The following is a 22,480-nucleotide window of genomic DNA, read 5'->3' as shown; positions in this document are numbered from 1 at the left end:
CGGCACCGGTGTTTCCCGTGAAACATCGGCCTTTCTGACGGCCAACGCGAGCGGAGCCGGATGAGCCAACCCCCCGTCGAGACGATCTGCGCCGTGGCCACCGCCGCTGGTCGGGCGGGCGTCGGGGTGGTGCGTCTGTCCGGCCCGGAGGCCGGCGCGATCATCGAGCGCCTGACGGGCGTCGCGCCCCGCCCGCGGCATGCCCACTACGCCGATCTGAAACGCCGCGCCGACGGCGCGGTGCTCGACGACGGCATCGTCCTCTACTTTCCCGGACCGCATTCCTACACCGGCGAGGACGTGGTCGAGTGGCAGGGGCACGGCAACCCGGTGCTCCTGGATGCCGCCGTCGAGGAGATGATCGGCTGCGGGGCGCGCATGGCCCGGCCGGGCGAGTTCACCGAGAGAGCCTTTCTCAACGGCCGCATGGATCTCGCTCAGGCCGAGGCGGTCGCCGATCTGATCGAGGCCGGTTCCACCCAGGCGGCCACCGCGGCCCGGCGCTCGCTGACCGGCGTGTTCTCCGAGCGTGTCGATGCCTTCGTCGAGCACCTGATCCACCTGCGCATGTATATCGAGGCGGCACTCGATTTCCCCGAAGAGGAGATCGATTTTCTTTCCGACACCCGCCTGCGCGATCAGCTGGCCGATCTCCGCGCCGAACTGGCCGATCTGTTGAGCCGCACCGGCGAAGGGGTGCGACTGCGCGAAGGGTTGCAGCTGGTGATCGTCGGCCAGCCGAATGCCGGCAAGTCGAGTCTGCTCAACCAGCTCGCGGGCGAGTCGCGGGCCATCGTCACCGAGATCGCCGGCACCACCCGCGACGTCCTGCGGGCGGAAATCATGCTCGATGGCTTGCCGATCCACGTGATCGACACCGCTGGCCTGCGCGAGAGCGAGGATCCGATCGAGCAGGAGGGCATTCGACGTGCCTGGGAGGAGGTCGAGCGGGCGGACCTCATCCTGCTGCTGATCGACGGCGCCCGCGGTCGCTCGGCCGAGGACGAGGACACGCTCGAGCGCCTGCCGGACAAGCCCCTGCTCACGGTGATCAACAAGATCGACCTGATCGACGGCACCGCCTCCGAGCGGGTCGAGAACGGCACCTTGCGGTTGAGTGCGCGCACCGGCGCGGGCATCGATGCGCTGCGCCACGAGCTGCGTCAGCTTGCCGGGCTGTCCGATCGGGCGGAGGATCCCTTCATTGCCCGTCGTCGTCACCTCGAGGCACTCGAGGCCGCGCAGGCGAGCCTGGTCGAGGCGGCCGGCGCCCTCGACCTGGGTGCCGGCGAACTGGCGGCCGAGTCGCTGCGCCGCGCCCAGTCGGCGATGGAAGCGATTACCGGACGCTATACGGCGGACGACCTGCTCGGCGAGATATTCGGCAGTTTCTGCATCGGCAAGTGAATCGAGCTAACCCAAGTGTCATGCTTGGTTGAAGGGACAAGGGCTCCGGGCTTTAATACCCGATCGATTTTTCTTGGGGAGGAGCGTCGCCATGCTGTCGATGGAGTACCAGCCACCGATCGACATTCGTCAGGTCACCGGCCGCGTGGTCGGGTTGGGCAGTCACCGGGCGCTGCAGTCGAAGACGGATTGCCAGGGGATAATCACCCAGGCGAGTCGCTCGCTGGCCGAGATCTCCGGCTTCGAGGTCGACGAGCTGATCGGTCAGCCGCATAACATCCTGCGCCACCCCGACGTCCCCGACACGATCTACTACCTGATGTGGCAGACGATTCGTGCCGACGAGGAATTCTTCGGCATCGTCAAGAATCGCTGCAAGAACGGCGATCACTACTGGGTGCTCACCCGGGTCGCACCGATTCGCAAGAACGGCGAGACCAGCGGTTATACCTCGGCCCGGTTCCTGCCCCGCGCCGAACTGGTGCCGGAGTGGGAGACGCTGTTCGCCGACATGCGCGCCGCCGAACAGAAGGCCTCCGGCGACGGCGAGGCGCGCTTTCGACCGGCAATCGACGTGATGAACCGCTTCGTGCATCGGCGCGGTTACGACACCCTGCAGCAGATGGTGCTCTCGGCGCGGGCATGACCCCTCCGTTCGCGGCGAGCACTACCGCATCGCTTCCCGCATCCGCCTTTGGCGTCGCCGGGATCGAACTGGTGCCCGCTGCTGACGTGGATCTCGCGACCATCGCCGCGCTGGCCGAACGCATCTGGTGGCAGGTCTACCCGCCCATTATCGGTGCCGCGCAGGTGCATTACATGCTCGGCCGTGGTTACGCCCTGCCGTCACTGCGCTCGGCACGAGAAGCGGGAACCCGGTTCTCGCTGCTGTATCTGGGGCCGTACCCGGCGGGTTTTTCCGCGTGGCAGGGAGGGGTCGATGCCGCATTCATCGACAAGCTCTACCTGCTGCCCGCCCTGCACGGCTGCGGACTGGGCCGCTGGCTGATCGAGGCGACCTGCCGGCAGATTGCCATCGCGGGGCACGATGTCGCCCGGTTGCGCGTCAACCGTCACAATCGTGCCGCGATCCGTGCCTACGGTCGTGCCGGCTTCTCGATCATTGCGAGCGACTGCCTGCCGATCGGTGGCGGTTACGTCATGGACGACTACATCATGGAGCGCACGGCGCTCAACGCGCTTTTGCTAGACTGACGCCCCTTGGTACGAATCCGCGCGATTGCCGCGGTCCTGAAGGCAGTTTCTGTCCATGTCCGAACACGTTCCCGAACTCAACGACGTCGAGATCTTCCCCGACGGGGTTCGGCAGGTTACCTGCCGGGACTGCCTTCAGGATGCCAAGAACAGCCTCGGCTTCGAATTCTCGATGGCTTTCCAGCCCATCGTCGACATCGATCAGGGCGGCGTGTATGCGTACGAGGCGCTGGTGCGCGGGCCCAATGGCGAGGGTGCCGGCTCGGTGCTCTCGCAGGTGAACGATCGCAATCGCTATTACTTCGACCAGGCCGCCCGGATCACGGCGATTCGACTGGCCGCCGAACTCGATATCGAGACGCGCCTGAGCATCAACTTCATGCCCAACGCGGTCTACAAGCCGCAGGCCTGCATTCGCGCGACCATGGAAGCGGCCGAGATTTACGGCATCGATCCGCACAAGCTGATATTCGAGGTGACGGAGGCCGAGGAAATCGTCGATCGCAATCATCTCAAGTCGATCTTTGACGAATATCGCGAACGTGGGCTGCTGCGGGCGATCGACGACTACGGCGAGGGTTTCGCCGGGCTCAATCACCTGATCGAACTCGAGCCCGACGTGGTCAAGATCGACCTCAACCTGGTCCGCGGTATCGACACCGACAGGAGCCGCCAGGCAGTGGTTCGTTCGACGGCGGTGATGTGCGAGGAGATGGACATCCGCCTGATCGCCGAGGGCGTCGAGACCCGTGCCGAGTACGAGACTCTGCGCGAGTACGGCGTCCAGCTCTTCCAGGGCTACTGGTTCGCCAGGCCGGCGTTCGAGTCGTTGCCCGACCCGCATCTGCCCTGAACCAACGGGCCGGCGGCCCGTCGAACCGAACGATCCGGCGCACCCTCCGGTTCGGCCGCTCGCTTGACCACGGATACCGAAGACCATGCCCGATTCGACCGATCCCGTCCGACTCACCCAGTACAGCCACGGTGCTGGCTGCGGCTGCAAGATCTCGCCCGCCCTGCTGGACGACATGCTTGCCTCGACCCTGACACCGAGCCGGCCGGATGCCCGACTGATCGTCGGCAACGACTCCCGCGACGACGCCGCGGTCTATGACCTCGGCGACGGCAGTGCGGTGATCTCGACCACCGATTTCTTCATGCCGATCGTCGACGACCCCTTCACTTTCGGTCGGATCGCCGCGACCAACGCCATCAGCGACGTCTATGCCATGGGGGGCGAACCGATGCTGGCGATCGCCATTCTCGGCTGGCCGATCGACAAGCTGGGTCCCGAAATTGCCGCGGCGGTGATCGACGGCGGGCGAAGCGCCTGCCTGGATGCGGGCATCACGCTTGCCGGCGGGCATTCGATCGACGCCCCCGAGCCCATCTTCGGGCTGGCGGTCACCGGTCGGGTCGAGCTCGACCGGCTCAAGCGCAACGACACGGCGCGTGCCGGTGACCGGCTGTTCTTGACCAAGCCGCTGGGCGTGGGCGTGCTGAGCACCGCGCAGAAGAATGACGTGCTCCGTGAGGAGCATGCCGATCTCGCTCCCGAGAGCATGATGCGCCTGAACCGCATCGGCCGGGATCTGGCCGCGATCGAGGCGGTGACCGCCATGACCGACGTGACCGGCTTCGGCCTGGGCGGGCATCTGCTCGAACTGTGCCGTGGCAGCGGCTTGTGTGCGGCAATCGACGTCGCCGCCCTGCCGCTGATCGAGTCGGTGGCCGACTACATCGCCGCCGGCCAGATGCCCGGCGGCACGGGTCGCAACTTTGCCAGCTATGGCGCGGATCTCGGCGAGATGAGCGAGTTCGCCCGCGCCGTGGTCTGCGATCCGCAGACCTCCGGCGGGCTGCTGGTGGCCGTCCGGCCCGATGCCGCCGACGAGGTCGCCGCCATGCTCGCCGAGGCCGGCCTGCATGCCGCACCGATCGGCACCATGCGGGAAGAGGCCGACGGCCCGCGCGTGGTGTTCGAGGAGGGAGAGGCATCGTGAACGGTCGCTCCGACCTGCCGGTATTTACCGATATCGCCTCGGTCTTCCTCGAGGACCGGCCGCTGATGGATCTGCGCGCTCCGGTCGAATTCGAGCAGGGCGCCTTCCCGGGCGCGGAAAACGTGCCCCTGCTCACCGACGAGGAGCGACGCCAGGTCGGCATCCGTTACAAGGAAGCCGGCCAGGATGCGGCGATCGCGCTCGGCTACGAGTTGGTCGACGCCGAGGAAAAGGCGCGCCGCGTCGCCCAATGGCGAGCGTTCGCCGAGGCGTACCCCGAGGGACTGCTGTACTGCTTTCGCGGCGGTCTGCGCTCGCGGCTGACCCAGCGGATGCTGTTCGAGGAAACCGGCATCGTCTATCCGCGCATCGCCGGCGGCTACAAGGCCATGCGGCGCTTCCTGCTCGATGCCATCGAGACCCAGTCGGCCGATGCCCCGCTGATCATGCTCGGTGGGCGGACGGGCGTGGGGAAAACCCCGTTCCTGCACCGATTCGAGCGTCACATCGACCTCGAGGGCCGCGCCCGCCACAAGGGTTCGGCCTTCGGCCGCGAGCCCGAACCGCAGCCCACGCCGATCGATTTCGAGAACCAGGTCGCCATCGACCTGCTTCGGCTGCGCAATCGCGCGCCCGACGAACCCATCCTGGTCGAGGACGAGGGCAAGATGGTCGGTGCCCGCCAGGTGCCGCCGGCCCTGTTCGAGCGCATGTCGCGCTCGCCGCTGGTGGTGATCGAGCGGCCACTCGATGAACGGGTCGAGCAGAGCCTCAAGGATTACATCATCGATCTCGAGGCCGGTTACCGGCGCGTGCTGGCCACCGACGCGGACGGGGCGAGCACGCGTGTGCGCGAGCACATCCTCGGTGCGATCGACCGGGTGGCAAAGCGTCTGGGCGGCGCCCGCCATGCTCAGGTGCGTGGCCTGGCCGAGGAGGCGCTCGACGCCTGGTACGGGCACGAGGACCTCGACGGGCTGCGCGAGCTGATCCGCGTCATGCTGGTCGACTACTACGATCCGATGTACGACTACCAGTTGGCCAACAAGCGCGAGCGGATCGTCTTCAGCGGGCCGCCCGAGGCGGTGGCCGAGGAACTCGCCCGCCGGGGCCTGCGTCCGTAGCGTCCGATCTGAGACTGTTACCCCTGCCCGCGTCGCGGTAGACTTCGCGGCCCGAAGTCAGCCCGAGCCTGTCATGCCGGATTCGCGAGAACAGCCCGTCTCCAGTGGTCGTGACGATCTCTATCGCGACCCGCATCCGCCCGCCGCCTTCCGCTTCGACGCGGCGGTCGCGGCCGTCTTTCCGGACATGATTTCCCGCTCGGTGCCGGGCTACCGCTTCAACCTGGAGCTGGTCGCGGCGATCGCCCGCCGGCACGTCCGACCCCATACCCGTGTCTACGACCTGGGGTGCTCGCTGGGCGCCATGACGCTCTCGATCCGTTCGGCGCTTGCCGGGATGGCCGAGCGTCCCGCCGGCGTCGAGCTGATCGGTGTCGACAATTCGCCGGCGATGATCGAGCGGGCCCGCACGCAGCTGGCCGCGTTCCAGTCCCCCTACCGGACCGAACTGGTCTGTGCCGACCTGGCCCAGATCGAGCCGACGAACGCCTCCATGGCGGTGCTGGGCTACACGCTGCAGTTCGTCGAGCCCGAGGCGCGCGCGGCGGTGATCGGTCGCATCCATGACGGCCTGCACCCCGGGGGCGTGCTGGTGCTGGCAGAAAAGGTGCACGAAGCGGATGCCGGTGCCGAGGCGCTGATGACCGAGCTGCATCACGATTTCAAGCGAGCCAACGGCTACTCGGAACTCGAGATTGCCGGCAAGCGTCAGGCGCTGGAAAACGTGCTGCGCACCGAGACGGTCGAGACGCACGAGGCGCGCCTGCGTGCGGCCGGCTTCGATGAGGTCGTGATGCTGTCGCGCCACTACGGGTTCTGTCTCTGGCTGGCGCAACGATGCGAAAAAACAACATCCGAGGTCGATTGATCGCTGCCGCGAGGGAACCCCGCATGGCGGCGGGGGACTTATTACCTAAGCTGTATCGTCCGCGCCGGACGGTCGCGACCCTTGTGGCAAGCGAACAACAGGAACGGAACCGATGAAACTGTTTGAGAAATACGTGGCAGCGGCCCTCGTGTCCCTGGCCCCGATCGCCCTGGCGCTCGGCGTGAGTCAGACCACGCATGCCAGCCCCATCGCGGACGAGACCGGCCTGTCCGGCCAGGTCATGCCGCTGGGCGGTGTGGTGTCGAGCCGGTCGAATCTCGCGGTTTCCAGCGACCAGAAACGTATCGGTTCCCTCTACAGCCTGTCTTCCCGCGAGACGCGCATGATTGGCGGCGTGCTCGGGCAGGTCGATTACACGCTCGTGCCGCGTCGACTGTCACTGTATGCCGGTACGCCCCGTTCGGCGCTCGCCGATGGCGAGATCGCGCTCGAACTGGGAACGCGCTATCTGGTTGATCGGGTCGGATTGCTGACCGCGGCGGTCATCCCCGTGACGGTGACCGACAGCGAGGCCTGGTCGGATCCGTTCGTGGTGGATGTGCCGCGTGAGGCCACCGATGTCGACCGCCGGGGCCTGCGTCTCGGTCTCGCGGGCATTGCCGGTACGGGGCTGTCGGTGGACTATCGACTCTATCGCCGCAACGTCGACGAGGAACGCTCGGGCGTGGCGCTTGGCCTATCGCCGGCCGACCGCCGCCGGCTGGCTCGTGACGGCAACGAACACCGTTTCGATCTCAATTACCGGCTTGCCATCAGCGATCACCTTAGCCTGACCCCCGGCGTGCAATACCGTCGACTTGACGCCGACGGAGCGGCCAACCGCGGCTGGCTGCTTCGACCGCAACTTTCCGCCCAGCTCGACATCGCGCGCTGGCAGTTCTCGATGACGGGCTACTACGGCGTCGACCGCTACGATGCCCGTCAGCCGATCTACGACGAATACCGCGACGGCAACCAGATGGGTGTCATGGCGGGGGTGCGCTATGCCGAGCCGTTCGGCTGGTCGAACTGGTCGGTCAACGCCTACGGCGTCTGGTCCGAGCGCGATTCGGACATCCGGTTCTACGACGAGCGCACCGGCCTGTTTGCCGTCGGTCTCGGCTACCGTTTCTGATCGGCCCATGACGGATGCGACGACGGAGCGGTCGGTCGCGCTCGGCATCGAGCGGATCGCCCGGCAGACACGCGCCGCGCTTGGCCACCTTCCCCGGCGCATGCCGATGGAGGGCTGGCGGACCTTCGACTGGGCCGCGGTGAACCACGGCGACTGGCCGCGATGGCTGGCCGCCGTCGGCCGGCTGCCCGAGCGCCCAGCCGATGCCGTCAATCATCTCGACCGTGCCGCGATCACCGCCTGTGCCGAGGAATCCCTGCCCGGGCTGGAGGACGCGTTGCGCGATCTGATCCCTTGGCGCAAGGGGCCCTACGAGCTGTTCGGCGTCACCATCGATACCGAGTGGCGCTCGGACCTCAAGTGGGACCGGCTGGTCGACCATATCCAGCCACTTGATGGTCGGCGGGTGCTGGATATCGGCAGCGGCAACGGTTATCACCTCTGGCGCATGCTGGGAGCGGGCGCCGACTTCGCGCTGGGCGTCGATCCCACCTGGGTGTTCGTGGCGCAATTCCATGCCGTGGCGCATCTGCTGGGCGAGACGCGCGCCGGCATCGTGCCCACCACCCTGGAACATTTTCCGCAGCGCCCGCGTTTCGACACCGTCTTCTCCATGGGGGTGCTCTACCACCGCCGTGATCCGTTTACGCACCTCGGCGAACTCAAGGCCTGCCTGCGCCCCGGCGGCGAACTGGTGCTGGAGACCCTGGTGGTCGAGGGCGACGCCACCACCATCCTTACGCCGGCCGACCGTTATGCCGGCATGCGCAACGTCTGGTTCCTGCCCAGTCCCGACGCCGTCATCGGCTGGCTCAGGCGCATGGGCTTCACCCGCCCCGAGCTGGTCGACGTGACCGTGACCACGGCCGAGGAACAGCACCGCACCGACTGGTTCGGCGACCGCCAGTCGCTGGTCGACTTCCTCGACCCCGACGATCCCTCCCGCACCCGCGAAGGCCTGCCAGCTCCCCGGCGGGCCATCATCACCGCCCGCCGGCCGGGCTGAGCCACCCTCTAACTGCCGGCAAACAGCCGATCGAGATTTCGGTAACCGATAGCCTCGGCCAGCACGCTCCTGTCGATCGCGGTGCGTTCGTCGTAGTCGGCGATGCTGCGTGCGAGCTTGAGGATGCGCTCGCGGGCCCGCCCGGATAGCTGCAGTTTCTCGATCGCCTGGTTGAGCATGTCGCGCTCTGCCTTGGCCAGGGGTACCTGGTCGGCGACGCCGCGCGCGTCGAGTTGCGCGTTGACCACGCCTTGGCGCTTCAGCATGCATCGCCGCGCGTTGATCACCCGTTCACGAATGGTGGCGCTGTCCTCCCCCGGCTCGGCGGGTCGATCGAGCTCGGCGGCCGGTACACGCGGTATCTCCAGATGGATATCGATCCGGTCGAGCAGCGGGCCGGAGACCTTGGCGCGATAGCGCTGAGCGGCACGCGAGTGGACCTCGGTGCCTTGCGGCGAGGGGTTCATGGCCGCGATCAGCTGGAAGTCGGCCGGGAAGGTGGCCTGGCGTGCGGCTCGCGAAATCATCACCGAGCCGACTTCCATCGGTTCGCGCAGGGCCTCGAGCACGCGGCGGTCGAATTCGGGCAGCTCGTCGAGAAACAGCGTGCCGTGGTGAGCCAGCGAAATCTCGCCGGGACCGGGTTGCGAGCCGCCGCCGATCAGCGCGACCGCCGAGGCGGAATGATGCGGTGCACGGAACGGCCGTCGTCCGAAACGGGTCGGGTCGAAGCCGTTTGGGCTCACGGCGGCCACTTCGGCCACGGCCAGGGATTCGTTCTCCGTCAGCGGCGGAAGTATCCCGGCCAGGCGCTGGGCGAGCATGCTCTTGCCGGCACCGGGCGGACCGATCAGCAACAGATTGTGTCCGCCGGCTGCCGCGATCGCGAGCGCCCGTTTGGCGCGTGGCTGGCCGCGCACGTCGGCCAGATCGCCGTCTATAGCCGGATCGCTCGGTGGCGCCGGGCGATGCCGCAGGCAGTCGGGATTCTGCTCGCCGGCCAGATAGCCGACCGCCTCGGCGAGGTGTGAGAGTGCGCGTCCGGCGACCCGCGGGATCAGTTCGGCCTCGGCGCGGCCTTCGGCCGGCAACAGCAGCTCCCGGCCGGCGTCGCGGGCCGCGCGGGCAGCCGACAGGGTGCCGCGAATGGGGCGCAGAGCGCCGTCGAGCGACAGTTCGCCCAGGCATTCGACCTGACGCAGGCGTTCGCTCGCCGAGGCCGGCAGTTGGCCGGTGGCCGCGAGGATGGCCAGAGCGATGGCCAGATCGAAACGGGCGCTTTCCTTGGGCAGGTCGGCGGGCGCGAGGTTGACGGTCAGCCGGCGCGGCGGGAATTCGAAGCCCGACGAGAGAATTGCGGCCCGAACACGGTCACGCGATTCGCGTACGGCGGTTTCCGGCAGGCCGACGAGGGTAAAGGCCGGCAGGCCAGGGGCGACGTGCGCCTCGACCGTGACGGCAGGCGCATCGATGCCGAGCAGCGCCCGGCTGTGGATCTTGGCGATGGGCATGTCCATATGCCTCGGTAGGGGTGGCTGGTGTCGCGCGGGCGTCCGTGTCCGCGGCGACGGCGCGGGTCAGGTGGCGATGTCGCCCTCTTCCGGCTCCGACGGGCGGTGCCGGCCATCCAGCTGCTTTTCCAGATCGGTCACGCGTTGTTCCAGCGCCTCCAGCTTCGCGCGCGTGCGCGCCAGAACCTGTGTCTGGACGTCGAATTCCTCGCGCGTGACCAGATCCATGCGGGAAAACCCGTTGCTGACGGCCTGGCGCACCGCCTTCTCGAACTCCTGCTTCCCCTCGCGCAGGCTTTCGGGCATTGCCTGCTCGATCCGCTGGGAGATCTCTTCGATCGTGTGGCTGATGGACATCTGGCTACCTCGGTGTGGTTCGTCGTCGACGGCCTCCCGATTGTTGGGTATGCCCTCCGCAGATGCAAATTCACCCACGGGGGCGGGCTGCGCGTTGCATGCCCCATCTCGGTGCACCATGCTGGAGCAGTAGGGAAAAATCCCGTCCCCAATTTGGGGAGGGGGTCGTGGACGGGTTTCGGCGGCTCAGGACAAAAACGCGATAACCGACTGAAACAAAAGTGATAAATGGAGTTGGCACGGCCAATGCTTCTGCAGGGGCGAACCCGAACGTTCACTTGATGGAGCACAGAGAAATGAAAAAGACCCTTATCGCAACCAGCATCGCTTCGGCCGTTAGCCTGTCGGCTCTCACCCTGCCGTCCGTGGCCTCCGCCGAGGTTTCGGCCAATATCGGTGTGGTTTCCAACTACCTTTTCCGTGGCGTCACCCAGACGCAGGACAGCGCTGCCGTTCAGGGCGGTCTCGATTACGCCCACGAATCCGGTCTTTACGCCGGCACCTGGGCGTCCACCGTCGACTTCGGCGATGACACCAGCTACGAGATCGACCTGTACGCCGGCTACGGTGGCAGCGTAGGCGACCTGAGCTACGACGTTGGTTACGTCTACTACGCCTACCCGGACGCGCCGAGCGACATCGACTTCGGTGAGCTCTACGGCTCGCTGACGTACAGCTACCTGACTGCCGGTCTGGCGTACACGGTCAACGGCCAGGCTGACGATGGTCCGTTCACCGAGGGTGACCTGTACTACTACGCCGGTGTTGACGTGCCGTTCGGCGAGTCCGGCTACACCGGCAGCCTGTACTACGGCTACTACACCTTCGATGACGACGGTGATGCCGGCTACGGCGACATGGACTACGGCCACTGGACCGCATCGGTCGCCAAGGACGCAGGCGATTTCGGTTCGTTCACCATGAGCTTCGAGATGGCTGACGTGGACGACACCAACTACGTCTCGACTGACGATGACCTGCAGGTCTGGGTCGGCTGGTCCAAGAGCTTCTAAGCAACCCTCTAACCACTGGTATACGGGCCGGCCCTTTGGCCGGTCTGTCACCTAGGAGAGATCCATGAAACTGATTACTGCAATCATCAAGCCCTTCAAGCTTGACGACGTGCGCGAAGCGCTCGGCGGCGTCGGCGTGAAGGGCATCACGATGACCGAGGTCAAGGGCTTCGGTCGGCAGAAAGGCCACACCGAGCTCTACCGGGGCGCGGAGTACGTGGTCGACTTCCTGCCCAAGGTCAAGCTCGAGATGGTTATTGACGACGGTCTGGCCGACCAGGTGATCGAGGTGATCACCAATGCCGCGAGCACCGGCAAGATCGGTGACGGCAAGATCTTCGTCTCGTCCGTCGACGAGGCCATTCGCATTCGCACCGGCGAGACCGGCGCGGACGCCCTTTAAGCGGAGGATTTCACCGTGGAAACACAAGTCATCGAATTGGGCTACGCGCTCGATACGTTCTACTTCCTGATCGCCGGTGCCTTCGTCATGTGGATGGCGGCGGGCTTCACCATGCTGGAGTCCGGTCTCGTCCGCTCGAAGAGCACCGTCGAGATCCTGACCAAGAACATCGCGCTGTTCTCGATCGCCTGCATCATGTACATGGTGGTGGGCTACAACATCATGTACAGCGACGGCGTCTCCAGCATCATCCCGGGTCTGTCGTTCTTCCTGGGCGCGGACAACACGGCGGCTGAAGTCGCGGCGAGTGGTGGCGACATCTACTACTCCAACATGGCCGACTTCTTCTTCCAGGTCGTGTTTGTGGCCACCGCCATGTCGATCGTTTCCGGTGTGGTCGCCGAGCGGATGAAGCTGTGGGCCTTCCTCGCCTTCACCGTGGTCCTGACCGCGCTGATCTACCCGATCCAGGGCTACTGGAGCTGGGGTGGCGGTATCCTGAGCGAGCTGGGTTACTCCGACTACGCCGGTTCGGGCATCGTCCACTTCACTGGTGCGGTCGCCGCTCTGGCTGGTGTCCTGCTGCTTGGCCCGCGTAAGGGCAAGTTCGGCCCGAACGGCCAGGTCAACGCCCTGCCGGGTGCCAACCTGCCGCTGGCCACCCTGGGTACGTTCATCCTGTGGCTGGGCTGGTTCGGCTTCAACGGCGGCTCGGAGCTCAAGGTGTCCGACGTCGGTTCCGCCAACGCCGTTGCCCAGGTGTTCACCAACACCAACCTGGCTGCCGCCGGTGGCGTGGTCGCGGCGATGATCGTCTCGAAGCTGACCTTCGGCAAGGTTGACCTGACCATGGTCCTCAACGGCGCCCTGGCTGGCCTGGTCGCGATCACCGCTGATCCGGCTTCGCCGTCTGCCCTGCTGTCCACCATCATCGGTGCGATCGGTGGCGTGATCGTCGTGTTCTCGATCCTCGGCTTCGAGAAGATCAAGATCGACGACCCGGTCGGTGCCCTGTCGGTCCACGGTGTCGTCGGCATCTGGGGCGTGCTCGCGGTGCTGCTGTCCAACGACAGCGCTACCCTGGGCGGTCAGCTCGCCGGCCTCGCCCTGATCGGTGGCTTCGTCTTCGTCGCCAGCCTGATCGTCTGGCTGATCCTCAAGGCCGTCATGGGTCTGCGCATCAGCGAGGAAGACGAGGAAGAAGGTGTCGACTCGGCCGAGTGCGGTATGGAAGCGTACCCCGAGTTCACCAACAAGTAAGGACGCACTGAAAGGATGTAACGGCACAACGGATGTGCCGAGAGGGACGAAGGCCCGGGCGAAAGCCCGGGCCTTTTTTCGTTGCCGGGTCCGTTGTTCGAATCAGTCGTCGGTCCGGTCCAGGACGGCGATGCCCTGAGCGCCGAGGAATGCCTCGAATGACGCGGCATGCTCCTCGGGCACCGCCAGCCGGGCGCCGACTTGCTGGTCGTACTCGATCGACAGCAGCTCGGCCTGATGCTGCTCGGCCCAGTGGCGCAGCGGCTGCTCGCGGGGAAAGTCGAACCGCAACCGGTACGCCCGTCGCGGGCGGTGCTCGGTGAGGGGAAGGTCGGCCAGCACTTTCTGGGTTGCCCCGGAATAGGCACGTACCAGGCCGCCGGCTCCCAGCTTGATGCCGCCGAAGTAGCGCGTGACCACCACGATCAGGTCGCCGATTCCCTTGTGCTGAATGACGTTGAGTATCGGCTTGCCCGCCGTGCCGCTGGGTTCGCCGTCATCGTTCATGGCGGCACTGGCGTCCGTGGCCGGGTTGCCGATCAGATAGGCCCAGCAGTGGTGACGCGCATCCGGGTAGTCGGCACGTGTTCTCTCGACGAACGCGAGGGCCTCGTCGCGAGAAGCCACCATCCCGGCACGGGCAATGAAACGGCTTTTCTTCACCTCCAGCTCCCGCTCGATGGTGTTGGCGGGCGTGAAGAACGATTCCGGTCGGGCTTGCTGGGACACGGGCAGGTACCTGGGCAACAACGGAAAACGCCTGCCGCAGGGGCAGGCGTGGGCAGTGATTAGGCTGAGCCTGGTCTCGTCAGCGCGCGAGCTTGGCTTCGACCTCGTCGCGGGTCTCGCGGCCCTCGAGCTGCTCGACCAGTGCCAGGGCGAAGTCGAGGGCCACGCCCGGGCCACGCCCGGTGACCAGGTTGCCGTCGACCACCACGGCCTCGTCGCAGATCTCGACGCCCCGCGATTCCTCTTCAGTGAGCGCGCCCGGGAAATGTGTGATCCGGTGCCCCTTGAGCACTCCCGCCGCCGCGAGCACCTTGGGTGCGGCACAGATCGCGGCGATCCAGCGCCCGGCGGCGGACTGGTCCTGCAGGCGTTTGAGGAGGCGCTGATCGGCGGCGAGGTTGTTCGCCCCCGGCTGGCCACCGGGCAGGACGATGGCATCGTAGGTGCTGGTCTCGTCCACCAGGCCCAGGTTGCTGTCCGTGACCACCGTGACGCCGCGAGAACCGGATGCCTCGTGCTCGCGCAACGACAGGGTATGTACCTGTACGCCGGCGCGGCGCAGGATGTCGATGGTGGTAATGGCCTCCAGGTCCTCGAACCCGGGGGCCAGCACGATCATTGCCTTGCTTGCCATTGCGTCGTTTCCTCCTCGTCGCGGGCCGTGTTCAGCGGTTGCCGTTCTTGCTGACGATCACCATGCCCTTGAGCATGTTCAGGGCCTCGTAGAGCTGGTAGTCGCGGATCACCAGCGGCTCGCCGTCGTCTTCCTTCGCCTCGGGCTTGTTCTGCTTCTCGCCTTCGGTCTCGGACTCGCCGTTGGTCAGGTGGCCGGCGAGGCTGGCCTCGGAGATCGAGAACACCTCCTCGATGTCGCTGACCTTGAGCTGGTGGACCGTGACGTCGGGCTTGATGCCCTCGGCCTGGATCGAACGGCCGCTCGGGGTGTAGTAGCGCGCCGTCGTCAGGCGCAGCGCGCCGCCGTTGGCCAGCGGCATGATCGACTGGACCGAGCCCTTGCCGAAGGTCCGCTCGCCGATGACAAGCGCGCGGCCGCTGTCCTGCAGCGCGCCGGCGACGATTTCCGAGGCGGAGGCGGAGCCACCGTTGACCAGCACGACCATCGGCGCCCCGTCGAGACGGTCGCCATTGCTGGCCTCGAAGCTCATCTTGGCGTCCGCGACCCGGCCCTTGGTGTAGACGATCTGCCCCTTGTTGAGGAAGGCGTCGACCATTTCCACCGAGCCGTCGAGCACGCCCCCGGGGTTGTTGCGCAGGTCGAGCACCAGGCCCTTGAGCGGCTTGTCGTCGTTGTCCTCGGCCAGCGCGTCGAGGGCGTCGTGCATCTGTTCGACCGTGCGTGACTGGAACTGCGACACGCGGATGTAGCCCAGACCCGGCTCCAGCATCTCGTGCTTGACCGACTCGGTCTTGATGATCGCGCGCGTGATGGTGAATTCCAGCGGCTTCTTCTCGCCTTCGCGGGCGATGGTCAGGTCGATGTCGGTGCCCGGCTTGCCGCGCATGATCTTGACGGCCTCTTCCAGGTCCATGTCCTGGGTGAGTTCGTCGTTGATGCGGATGATCTTGTCGCCCGCCTCGAGACCGGCGCGCTTGGCGGGAGTGTCGTCGATGGGCGCGATGACCGTGAGCACGCCGTCCTTCATGCCGACCTGGATGCCCAGCCCGCCGAACTCGCCGCTGGTGGACTCGCGCAGGCTCTTGAACTCCTCGTCGTCGAGGTAGCCCGAGTGGGGGTCGAGCTCGGAGATCATGCCCCGGATGGAATTCTCGATCAGCTGGCTTTCGCTGATGTCGTCGACGTAGTCCGAGCGGACGCGATCGAGGACGTCGGAGTAGGTGCGCAGCTGCTCCAGCGGGACGTCGGCGGCACCGGCGGTCTCGGCCGGTCGTTCGGCCACGGCGTTGATGGCGATGGCAATGGCAAAACCGAAGAAGGCGGCGACGCCGAGGTTCGAGGCCTTGCGGATCCAGCTGGTCATGGTGTTCTCTCTAGGCATGTTCGTCGGCTTGAGGCGCCCGTCGGGCGATGTCTTGTTGCCTGCATCGTGGGGGCGTCCGTCGGGCAATCAAGGGCCCGGTTCATAAGGCTTCCACTATGCCACGGTGAGGGGGGGCGCCGCGACCCCGGCCCCTTGCGGGTTGCTCCCGGGAATCATAGGGCATGGCAGGCGGGTTGGCGACGGTCGCGGTGATCCCGAAGCGGCTCCGTCAGCCGCCTACGGCCTTTTTCCATGCCGGCCAGCGGCTCGGGTCGATAGGCCGGTTGCCCCGCCGCACCTCTACGTACAGTCCCTCGCGGTTGGCGTCGATCACGCCGGAGTCGCACAGGGTCTGGCCCCGGGAGACCTTCTGCCCCTTCGATACGGCCAGCGAGCGGCAATGTGCGTACAGGCTGAGGTAGTCACCCCGGTGACGCAGCATGATCAGGTTGCCCCAGCCCTTGAGCGGGCCGGCATAGGCAACCTGGCCGTCGGTCACGGCGCGGACGGGCGTGCCGGCCGCTGCGCGGAATTCGACCCCCTCGTTGCGCATTTTTCCCTGAGGCAGCGATTCGCCGAAGCGGCGCTTGATCGAGCCGGTCACGGGAATGCCATCCGTTTTCACGGCCGCGGTACGGGGCGGCGCGCTTGCCGACGGCTTCTGCTCTGCCTGCCGTTTGCTGGCGGCCCGGGCGGCGGCCACTTCGCGATCGAGGCGGCGCTTGCGTTCCAGCATCGACTTGAGTGACTGCTGCTGTTCGTCGAGGGTCTCGCCCAGCCGGGCCAGCAGGCGTTGCTGCTCGTCGAGGTTCTCGCGCACGTCTCGGTAGTGGGCATCCAGTCGGTCGCCGGCCTCGGCAAGTTCGCGCTCGGTTCGAGCGACGGCCTCCCGGTTGTCGGCCAGTTCCGCCCTCTTTGCCTCCAGCGCGCGCCGGGCTTCCTGCACCGGATGGATCAGGTTGCGCAGATAGTGCAGGTCCCGCTCCGCCTGGAGGGCGTCGCCATCGCCCAGGAGTGTCTGCAGGGCGCTGCCGCGGGTCAGGGGGTAGGCCGCACGCAGGCGTCGTTCGAGTTCGGCCCGTCGTTGTGCCAATTCCTCGCGCAGCCGTGCCTCTCGCTGGTCGAGGGTCTGTTGGCGCTGCTCGAGTTGTTGTCGCTCGGCGTCCAGCTCGGCGGTCTTCTTCTCCAGGAAAGCGAGGCGCTTCTTCTGCGCTGAAAGCGCCTCGTGAGCGGCATCGCGCTCGGCCTGGGTCGAGGCGATCGCCTCACGTTGCGCATCGATGCGCTTTTCGATCGGCTCGGCTGCCAGCGCCGCCGGCATGGCCGACAGGGCCAGCCAGAAAAGCGCGACGGTGCCGCGACGGCTGGCGAGCGACGACGAGCGCAAGGGGCATTGGGCGCGTGATGACTGTGGCAAGAAACCCCCTGACCGGTGGTGATGACGGGTGGTTCGGCGAGGGTCCGCAACGGCCCGTCGGGCAGGAGCGGACAGCTCGCTGCAACAAAATGTCGGAAAAGCGGTAGTATACGGAAGCAACAAGGGTTTTCGCCCGGTGTCCGGCAGGGGCATCCCCGATCGGGAACCTCGCCGGCCCTGTCACCGCACAACCAGCACGTGGGTCGAGCCATGAATTTGGAAACCGAGGAATATCCTGCCACCCGGCTGATGGGCCGCTCCGAGGACATCGAGCGCGCCTCACGGTCGCTCAAGGCCATGTCGCACCCCCTGCGCCTGAAGATCCTGTGCGTGCTGGGTGACAACGAACTCAGCGTGCAGCAGATCGTCGAGGCGGTCGGGACCACGCAGAGCAACATCTCCCAGCACCTGGCCATCCTGCGCGACAAGGGCATCCTGGCGTCGCGAAAGGACGCCAACCGGGTGTTCTACCGGGTGTCGGATGCGCGGACCTTGCGCCTGATCGGCATGATGCAGGAAGTTTTTTGCCCGCTTAATTAGGATAGAATAAAATAATTCTATTCGGGTGCGCCGAATCGTTCCGGCGCGTCCTTCTTGTACTGATTTCGCGGAGGGCATCCATGACTACCGATCGTTATGTGCGCATCGTCGCCGGCCTGATGATTCTGGCCACGCTGGCACTCGCCCACTTCATGGGGCAGGCCGACCTGAGCCAGGTCTCCTGGCTGTGGTTCACGGCGTTCATCGGACTGAACCTGTTCCAGAGCGGCATCACGCGTTTCTGCCCGCTGGATTCGATTCTGGCCAAGATGGGCGTGCGCCGCGCCTGCTGAAGACGAGGCAAGCCCGGTGATGCCGGGCCTGCTCTCCGCAAGGCACCGCATCGGCTCTGCGCCGACGGTGCCTTGAATTTTTTGCGCGCCCCGGCCATTGTATGGCGCAGCATCCCTCGTCTCCGACTTTCGAGAAGAACCCCGAGAACCGTTCATGGAATCCTTCATCGATTTCCTCACTCGCCACTGGGTCCTGTCCACCGTGGCGATCGTCCTGATCATCCTGCTTATCAGCAACGAACTGTCGCGACGCATGCAGAAGTTCAAGACACTCGATCCCGCCGAGGTTGCCCGCAAGGCGGGGCGCGACGGTGTGGCCCTGATCGACGTGCGCGAGGACAACGAATGGAAGGCGGGCCACATCAAGGGCGCGCAGCACATCCCGCTGGGCAAGCTGGAAAACAAGCTTGGTGACATCAAGAGCGACAACCCCGACGAGGTGGTGCTCTACTGCCGCTCGGGCAACCGCTCGGCGACGGCGGCGAATATCCTGGTCAAGGGCGGTTTCGAGAACGTCAGCCATCTCGGCGGGGGCATCATCGCCTGGGAAGGCCAGAACTACCCGGTCGCCAAGGGCAAGTAAGACGCCTCATGACCGGCGATACCTCTCGGGCGGTCGACCAGCCGCCCATCGTTGTCTACCAGAGTCCGCTCTGCCCGTTCTGCCATTTCGCCAAGCGCCTGCTAAACAAGCGCGGGCTCGAGTTCGAGTCGATCAACGTCCAGCTGTCGGCGGCGAAGAAGGACGAGATGATCCAGCGGGCCAAGCGGTTGACGGTGCCGCAGATCTTCATCGGCGAGACCCATGTCGGCGGTTACGATGAGCTTGCCGCCCTGGATCGCGGCGACAAGCTGATGCCGCTGGTAGAGCTCGAGTCCCGCCGCGCCACTGGCGAGCCGCCCGTCGACGGAGCCTGAAGCCTCCCGTTGCTCGCCCGGCGCGCTATCATGACGACCGGGATCAAGGAGAGGGTTTCCCGCGATGAGTGACTCGAAACACGTGGTCTGCCCCGCCTGCGGGGCGGTCAACCGCCTGCCCGCCGAGCGGCTGGGCGGCGGCAACTGCGGTCGCTGCGGCCAGGCGCTGTTTCCCGGCCGGCCGGTGACGCTCGACGAGGCCGGCTTCGACCGCCACGTCGGCCGCAACGACCTGCCGGTGCTGGTCGACTTCTGGGCCGAGTGGTGCGGGCCGTGCAAGATGATGGCGCCCACCTTCGACCAGTTGGCGAACGACTACCGCGGCCGGCTGGTGGTCGCCAAGCTCGAGACCGAGCGGGCACCGAATGTCTCGGCGCGCTTCGGCATCCGCAGCATCCCGACGATGATCCTCTTCTCCGGCGGTCGCGAGATCGACCGCCTTTCCGGCGCCCTGCCGGCCGCGCAGCTCGCGCAATGGCTCGCCGGGCACGGCATCCGCTGAACACCATCCATTACGACGATCAGGAAACACCGACATGGCAGAAGGTGAGAACAACGCCGCCGGCAACGGCCAGGCAGGCGAGGAAAACCAGCAGCAGTTCTTCGTGCAGAAGGTCTATCTCAAGGACCTGTCGTTCGAGTCGCCGCAGGCGCCGGACATCTTCACGCGCGACGACTGGAAGCCCGAGATCAACGTCCAGGTGGGCAACAACGCCACTCGCCTGAGCGATAACACCTTCGAGACCGAGCTGACGATCACCGTCACCGCCACGCACGACGAGAAGACCATCTATCTCGCCGAGGTCGAGTACGCGGGCGTGTTCACCATCAAGGGGTTCGACGACGCCACCCGTCGCCAGCTGCTGGGCGCCTACTGCCCGACGCTGATCTTCCCCTACATCCGCGAGACGGTTGGCGATCTGGTGATGAAGGGCGGCTTCCCGCAGATGGTCCTGCAGCCGATCAACTTCGACGCCCTGTACGCGCAACACGAGCAGCAGCGCGCGGCGCAGGCCGAAGGTGCCGGCGACGCCCGTCCCAACTGATCGTCGACGCATGAGCGAGGCGCAACCCACACGGATCGCGGTTCTCGGCGCCGGCTCCTGGGGCACGGCGCTGGCGGGGCTGCTGGCGTCCAACGGCGCAACGGTGCGCCTGTGGGCGCGCGACTGCGAGCAGGCGGCCGCCATCGACCGTCAGCACCAGAACCCGCGTTACCTGCCCGGGGTGAACCTCCCCGACGCGCTGCAGGCCGGCTGTGACCTGGCCGAGGCGGTCGAGGGTGCCGAGCAGGTCTGGCTGGTGCTGCCCACCAAGATCCTGGGCGAATTCCTTGACGAGCATCGCGAGACCCTGCCGCGCTCGGCGGTCTACGTCACGGCATCCAAGGGTTTCGAACCGGGCACCGGGCGGCGGATCGACGAACTGGTCGCCGATGCGCTCGGCGATGTCGCGTTCGCGGTCGTCTCCGGGCCGACCTTCGCCATCGAGGTGGCCCACGGCCGACCGGCCGCGCTGGCCGTGGGCAGCCGCGACCGCCGGGTGGCCGAGACGGTTGCCGAGGGGCTGCGAAACGATCACATCCGCTGCTATCCGAGCAGCGACGTGATCGGCATCGAGCTGGCCGGCGGCCTGAAGAACGTGCTGGCGATCGCCGCCGGCGTGTCCGACGGCTTCGGCTTCGGCGCCAACGCCCGGGCGGCCCTGATCACCCGGGGTCTGGCCGAGATCATGCGCTTGGGCGAGGCGATGGGCGCCCGGGCCGAGACCTTCTTCGGCCTGGCCGGCCTGGGGGACCTGGTGCTGACCTGTACCGACGACCACTCCCGCAATCGCCAGTTCGGCCTGCGTCTGGCGCGCGGCGAGTCGGTGGACGCGGCGGTCGCCGCGATCGGCCAGGCCGTCGAAGGCATCAGCGCTGCGCGCGAGGGACGCCGGCTGGCGCAGGCGAGTGGTCAGGAGCTGCCGATCACCGAGTGCGTCTACCGCGTCCTCTACGAGGGACTGCCGGCGCGCGAGGCGGTCAGCGAGCTGCTCTCCCGCGAGCAGGGCCACGACGAGACCTGATCAGTCGCCCGGCTCCGCCGGGACGATCTCCCGGATCTCCGCGCGGTGCTCGCGCACCACGAAACGCACGTCGATGTCCTCGATCCGCATGCCGTAGACCCGCTCCGGGTCGTCGTGGAAGGCCGGACGCGGGTCCTGTGCCAGGGTCTGCTCGATCAGCGCCACCCGATCGGCGCTCAGTCGTTCCAGCCACGGTTCGGCCGCCCCCCAGATCACCGCCAGCCGCTCCGGCGGCGTGCTCGCCCAGCCGCCGCGACTGTCCGCCGGGCAGTCGGCGTAAGGCACGTGCGGCTTGACGTCGAGGATCGGGGTGCCGTCGAGCAGATCGAGCCCGCCGAGATGCAACCGCACGCCGTCCTCACCGCGCTGGACGTCGATCAGCCGCACCACCGACAGCCCGATCGGGTTGGGTCTTACCGGGGCGCGGCTGGCGAACACCCCCACCCGCTCGTTGCCGCCCAGCCGCGGCGGGCGCACCGCCTTGCTGTCGCCCGCCTGCATGCGCCGCTTGGCGTGGAACACCCACACCAGCCACAGGTGCGAGAACGCCTCGATGCCCTGCCAGGCGCTCGGCTCGTTCCACCCATCGGCAGGGACGAGGACGCCGGTGGCCGCCGGCACGATGCCCGACTGGCGCGGAATGCCGAACCCCTCGCGATAGGGGCTCTCGATGTGGCCGATGGGCGCCATTTCCCAGTGTTGGCTCATGTGGCCCCCGTGAAGTCGAGTTGTCGCCAGGCCTCGAAGAAGGCCACCGCGGCGGCGTTGGCGAGGTTCAGGCTGCGCGAGTCCGGCACCATCGGCAGGTAGAGTCGCTGCGATTCCGGCAGCCCCTCGAGCACCGCGTCGGGCAGGCCGCGGGTCTCCGGGCCGAACAGCAGCACGTCGTCCGGCCGGTAGGCGATCCGGTCGTAGCGGGTGGTGCCGCGCGTGGAGAAGGCGAGCATCCGCCCGGGCGCCGCGGCACGCGCCTGCTCGAGATCGGCATGACGGTGCACGTGGGCGAGCTGATGGTAGTCGAGCCCCGCGCGACGCAGCGCCTTGTCCGAGAGCGAGAAGCCCAGCGGCTCGACCAGGTGCAGCGCCGAGCCGGTGTTGGCGCACAGCCGGATCAGGTTGCCGGTATTGGGCGGGATTTCCGGTTCGAACAGCATGATCGATGGCATTTTGGCATTATAGGCCGCATCCGGCCGGGGCCGAGCGCCCCGCGCCCA

27 protein-coding genes are annotated in these 22,480 nt (G+C 66.8%); 19 read left to right on the top strand and 8 right to left on the bottom strand.

The genetic code is table 11. The annotated features are described in order from the left end of the window. Positions 1-60: 60 nt before the first annotated feature. From mnmE to cmoB, 9 genes are all read left to right on the top strand, one after another. Positions 61-1,407: a tRNA uridine-5-carboxymethylaminomethyl(34) synthesis GTPase MnmE gene (gene mnmE / locus AWR35_RS05380; RefSeq protein ID WP_058574923.1), complete on the top strand. Its 1,347-nt coding sequence runs from the start codon at positions 61-63 to the stop codon at positions 1,405-1,407. A gap of 91 nt (positions 1,408-1,498) precedes the next feature. Then, positions 1,499-2,053 (top strand): PAS domain S-box protein, encoded by a 555-nt coding sequence (locus AWR35_RS05375; RefSeq protein ID WP_058574922.1) that lies wholly within the window; start codon positions 1,499-1,501, stop codon positions 2,051-2,053. A 71-nt stretch (positions 2,054-2,124) separates the two neighbouring features. Next, entirely contained in the window at positions 2,125-2,622 is a 498-nt protein-coding gene (locus AWR35_RS05370; protein WP_197408138.1) for a GNAT family N-acetyltransferase, read from the top strand. 55 nt (positions 2,623-2,677) lie between these two features. Further along, positions 2,678-3,475, top strand: a complete 798-nt coding sequence (locus tag AWR35_RS05365) for an EAL domain-containing protein (RefSeq protein ID WP_058574920.1) — start codon at positions 2,678-2,680, stop codon at positions 3,473-3,475. A gap of 85 nt (positions 3,476-3,560) precedes the next feature. Then, a complete protein-coding gene (gene selD, locus AWR35_RS05360; RefSeq protein WP_058574919.1) occupies positions 3,561-4,625 on the top strand; it encodes a selenide, water dikinase SelD in 1,065 nt (354 codons plus the stop codon). Beyond that, positions 4,622-5,749 (top strand): tRNA 2-selenouridine(34) synthase MnmH, encoded by a 1,128-nt coding sequence (gene mnmH, locus AWR35_RS05355; protein ID WP_058574918.1) that lies wholly within the window; start codon positions 4,622-4,624, stop codon positions 5,747-5,749. Before selD ends, mnmH begins: the two co-directional genes overlap by 4 nt. Positions 5,750-5,822: 73 nt before the next feature. Further along, positions 5,823-6,617, top strand: a complete 795-nt coding sequence (cmoA, locus tag AWR35_RS05350; RefSeq protein WP_058574917.1) for a carboxy-S-adenosyl-L-methionine synthase CmoA — start codon at positions 5,823-5,825, stop codon at positions 6,615-6,617. A 112-nt stretch (positions 6,618-6,729) separates the two neighbouring features. After that, positions 6,730-7,752, top strand: a complete 1,023-nt coding sequence (locus AWR35_RS05345; protein WP_058574916.1) for a DUF2860 family protein — start codon at positions 6,730-6,732, stop codon at positions 7,750-7,752. A gap of 7 nt (positions 7,753-7,759) precedes the next feature. Continuing rightward, entirely contained in the window at positions 7,760-8,758 is a 999-nt protein-coding gene (gene cmoB, locus AWR35_RS05340) for a tRNA 5-methoxyuridine(34)/uridine 5-oxyacetic acid(34) synthase CmoB (RefSeq protein WP_058574915.1), read from the top strand. Between the two features lie 8 nt (positions 8,759-8,766). Here cmoB and AWR35_RS05335 read toward each other — a convergent pair whose 3' ends face one another. Both AWR35_RS05335 and AWR35_RS05330 read right to left on the bottom strand, forming a co-directional pair. Further along, the gene (locus AWR35_RS05335) at positions 8,767-10,269 is read right to left on the bottom strand and encodes a YifB family Mg chelatase-like AAA ATPase (protein ID WP_058575251.1); all 1,503 of its coding nucleotides are present in this window, start codon (positions 10,267-10,269) and stop codon (positions 8,767-8,769) included. Between the two features lie 66 nt (positions 10,270-10,335). Further along, complete coding sequence (locus tag AWR35_RS05330) at positions 10,336-10,626, bottom strand: accessory factor UbiK family protein (protein WP_058574914.1); 291 nt, start codon at positions 10,624-10,626, stop codon at positions 10,336-10,338. 296 nt (positions 10,627-10,922) lie between these two features. Between AWR35_RS05330 and AWR35_RS05325 the strand changes: the two genes are divergently transcribed. From AWR35_RS05325 to AWR35_RS05315, 3 genes are all read left to right on the top strand, one after another. Continuing rightward, positions 10,923-11,639: a TorF family putative porin gene (locus AWR35_RS05325; protein ID WP_058574913.1), complete on the top strand. Its 717-nt coding sequence runs from the start codon at positions 10,923-10,925 to the stop codon at positions 11,637-11,639. A 64-nt stretch (positions 11,640-11,703) separates the two neighbouring features. Then, positions 11,704-12,042: a P-II family nitrogen regulator gene (locus tag AWR35_RS05320; protein ID WP_058574912.1), complete on the top strand. Its 339-nt coding sequence runs from the start codon at positions 11,704-11,706 to the stop codon at positions 12,040-12,042. Positions 12,043-12,057: 15 nt separating this feature from the next. Beyond that, the gene (locus tag AWR35_RS05315; protein WP_058574911.1) at positions 12,058-13,302 is read left to right on the top strand and encodes an ammonium transporter; all 1,245 of its coding nucleotides are present in this window, start codon (positions 12,058-12,060) and stop codon (positions 13,300-13,302) included. A gap of 102 nt (positions 13,303-13,404) precedes the next feature. Here the strand turns inward: AWR35_RS05315 and AWR35_RS05310 are convergent, their stop codons facing one another. The 4 genes from AWR35_RS05310 to AWR35_RS05295 form a co-directional block, all read right to left on the bottom strand. After that, a complete protein-coding gene (locus AWR35_RS05310; protein ID WP_058574910.1) occupies positions 13,405-14,031 on the bottom strand; it encodes a YigZ family protein in 627 nt (208 codons plus the stop codon). 79 nt (positions 14,032-14,110) lie between these two features. Then, the gene (locus tag AWR35_RS05305) at positions 14,111-14,665 is read right to left on the bottom strand and encodes a DJ-1 family glyoxalase III (RefSeq protein WP_058574909.1); all 555 of its coding nucleotides are present in this window, start codon (positions 14,663-14,665) and stop codon (positions 14,111-14,113) included. Between the two features lie 31 nt (positions 14,666-14,696). Next, positions 14,697-16,031 carry a S41 family peptidase gene (locus tag AWR35_RS05300; RefSeq protein ID WP_058574908.1) on the bottom strand — a complete coding sequence of 445 codons (1,335 nt, stop codon included), beginning with the start codon at positions 16,029-16,031 and terminating at the stop codon, positions 14,697-14,699. A gap of 229 nt (positions 16,032-16,260) precedes the next feature. Continuing rightward, positions 16,261-17,448, bottom strand: a complete 1,188-nt coding sequence (locus AWR35_RS05295; protein ID WP_197408137.1) for a peptidoglycan DD-metalloendopeptidase family protein — start codon at positions 17,446-17,448, stop codon at positions 16,261-16,263. 210 nt (positions 17,449-17,658) lie between these two features. Here AWR35_RS05295 and AWR35_RS05290 point away from each other — a divergent pair, with 210 nt between their 5' ends. The 7 genes from AWR35_RS05290 (at position 17,659) to AWR35_RS05260 (ending at position 21,266) form a co-directional block, all read left to right on the top strand. Continuing rightward, positions 17,659-17,988, top strand: a complete 330-nt coding sequence (locus AWR35_RS05290; RefSeq protein ID WP_058574906.1) for a metalloregulator ArsR/SmtB family transcription factor — start codon at positions 17,659-17,661, stop codon at positions 17,986-17,988. Positions 17,989-18,068: 80 nt separating this feature from the next. Further along, positions 18,069-18,281, top strand: coding sequence for a DUF2892 domain-containing protein (locus AWR35_RS05285; RefSeq protein WP_058574905.1), 213 nt, complete (start codon positions 18,069-18,071; stop codon positions 18,279-18,281). Positions 18,282-18,435: 154 nt separating this feature from the next. Then, complete coding sequence (locus AWR35_RS05280) at positions 18,436-18,864, top strand: rhodanese-like domain-containing protein (RefSeq protein WP_058574904.1); 429 nt, start codon at positions 18,436-18,438, stop codon at positions 18,862-18,864. An 8-nt stretch (positions 18,865-18,872) separates the two neighbouring features. Next, positions 18,873-19,199: a glutaredoxin 3 gene (gene grxC / locus AWR35_RS05275; protein WP_058574903.1), complete on the top strand. Its 327-nt coding sequence runs from the start codon at positions 18,873-18,875 to the stop codon at positions 19,197-19,199. Between the two features lie 64 nt (positions 19,200-19,263). Beyond that, entirely contained in the window at positions 19,264-19,701 is a 438-nt protein-coding gene (trxC, locus tag AWR35_RS05270; protein WP_058574902.1) for a thioredoxin TrxC, read from the top strand. A 34-nt stretch (positions 19,702-19,735) separates the two neighbouring features. Continuing rightward, a complete protein-coding gene (gene secB / locus AWR35_RS05265; RefSeq protein ID WP_058574901.1) occupies positions 19,736-20,245 on the top strand; it encodes a protein-export chaperone SecB in 510 nt (169 codons plus the stop codon). A 10-nt stretch (positions 20,246-20,255) separates the two neighbouring features. Continuing rightward, positions 20,256-21,266 (top strand): NAD(P)H-dependent glycerol-3-phosphate dehydrogenase, encoded by a 1,011-nt coding sequence (locus AWR35_RS05260; protein ID WP_058574900.1) that lies wholly within the window; start codon positions 20,256-20,258, stop codon positions 21,264-21,266. Here the strand turns inward: AWR35_RS05260 and tsaA are convergent, their stop codons facing one another. Continuing rightward, complete coding sequence (gene tsaA, locus AWR35_RS05255) at positions 21,267-21,974, bottom strand: tRNA (N6-threonylcarbamoyladenosine(37)-N6)-methyltransferase TrmO (RefSeq protein WP_197408136.1); 708 nt, start codon at positions 21,972-21,974, stop codon at positions 21,267-21,269. It abuts the gene before it with no gap. Then, positions 21,971-22,432, bottom strand: coding sequence for a tRNA (cytidine(34)-2'-O)-methyltransferase (locus tag AWR35_RS05250; RefSeq protein WP_058574898.1), 462 nt, complete (start codon positions 22,430-22,432; stop codon positions 21,971-21,973). Before AWR35_RS05250 ends, tsaA begins: the two co-directional genes overlap by 4 nt. Between the last annotated feature and the right edge of the window lie 48 nt (positions 22,433-22,480).

Origin of the sequence: Guyparkeria sp. WRN-7 (assembly GCF_001641825.1) — a bacterium.
Lineage (GTDB): Bacteria > Pseudomonadota > Gammaproteobacteria > Halothiobacillales > Halothiobacillaceae > Guyparkeria.
This window is presented reverse-complemented; position numbering and strand designations above follow the sequence as displayed.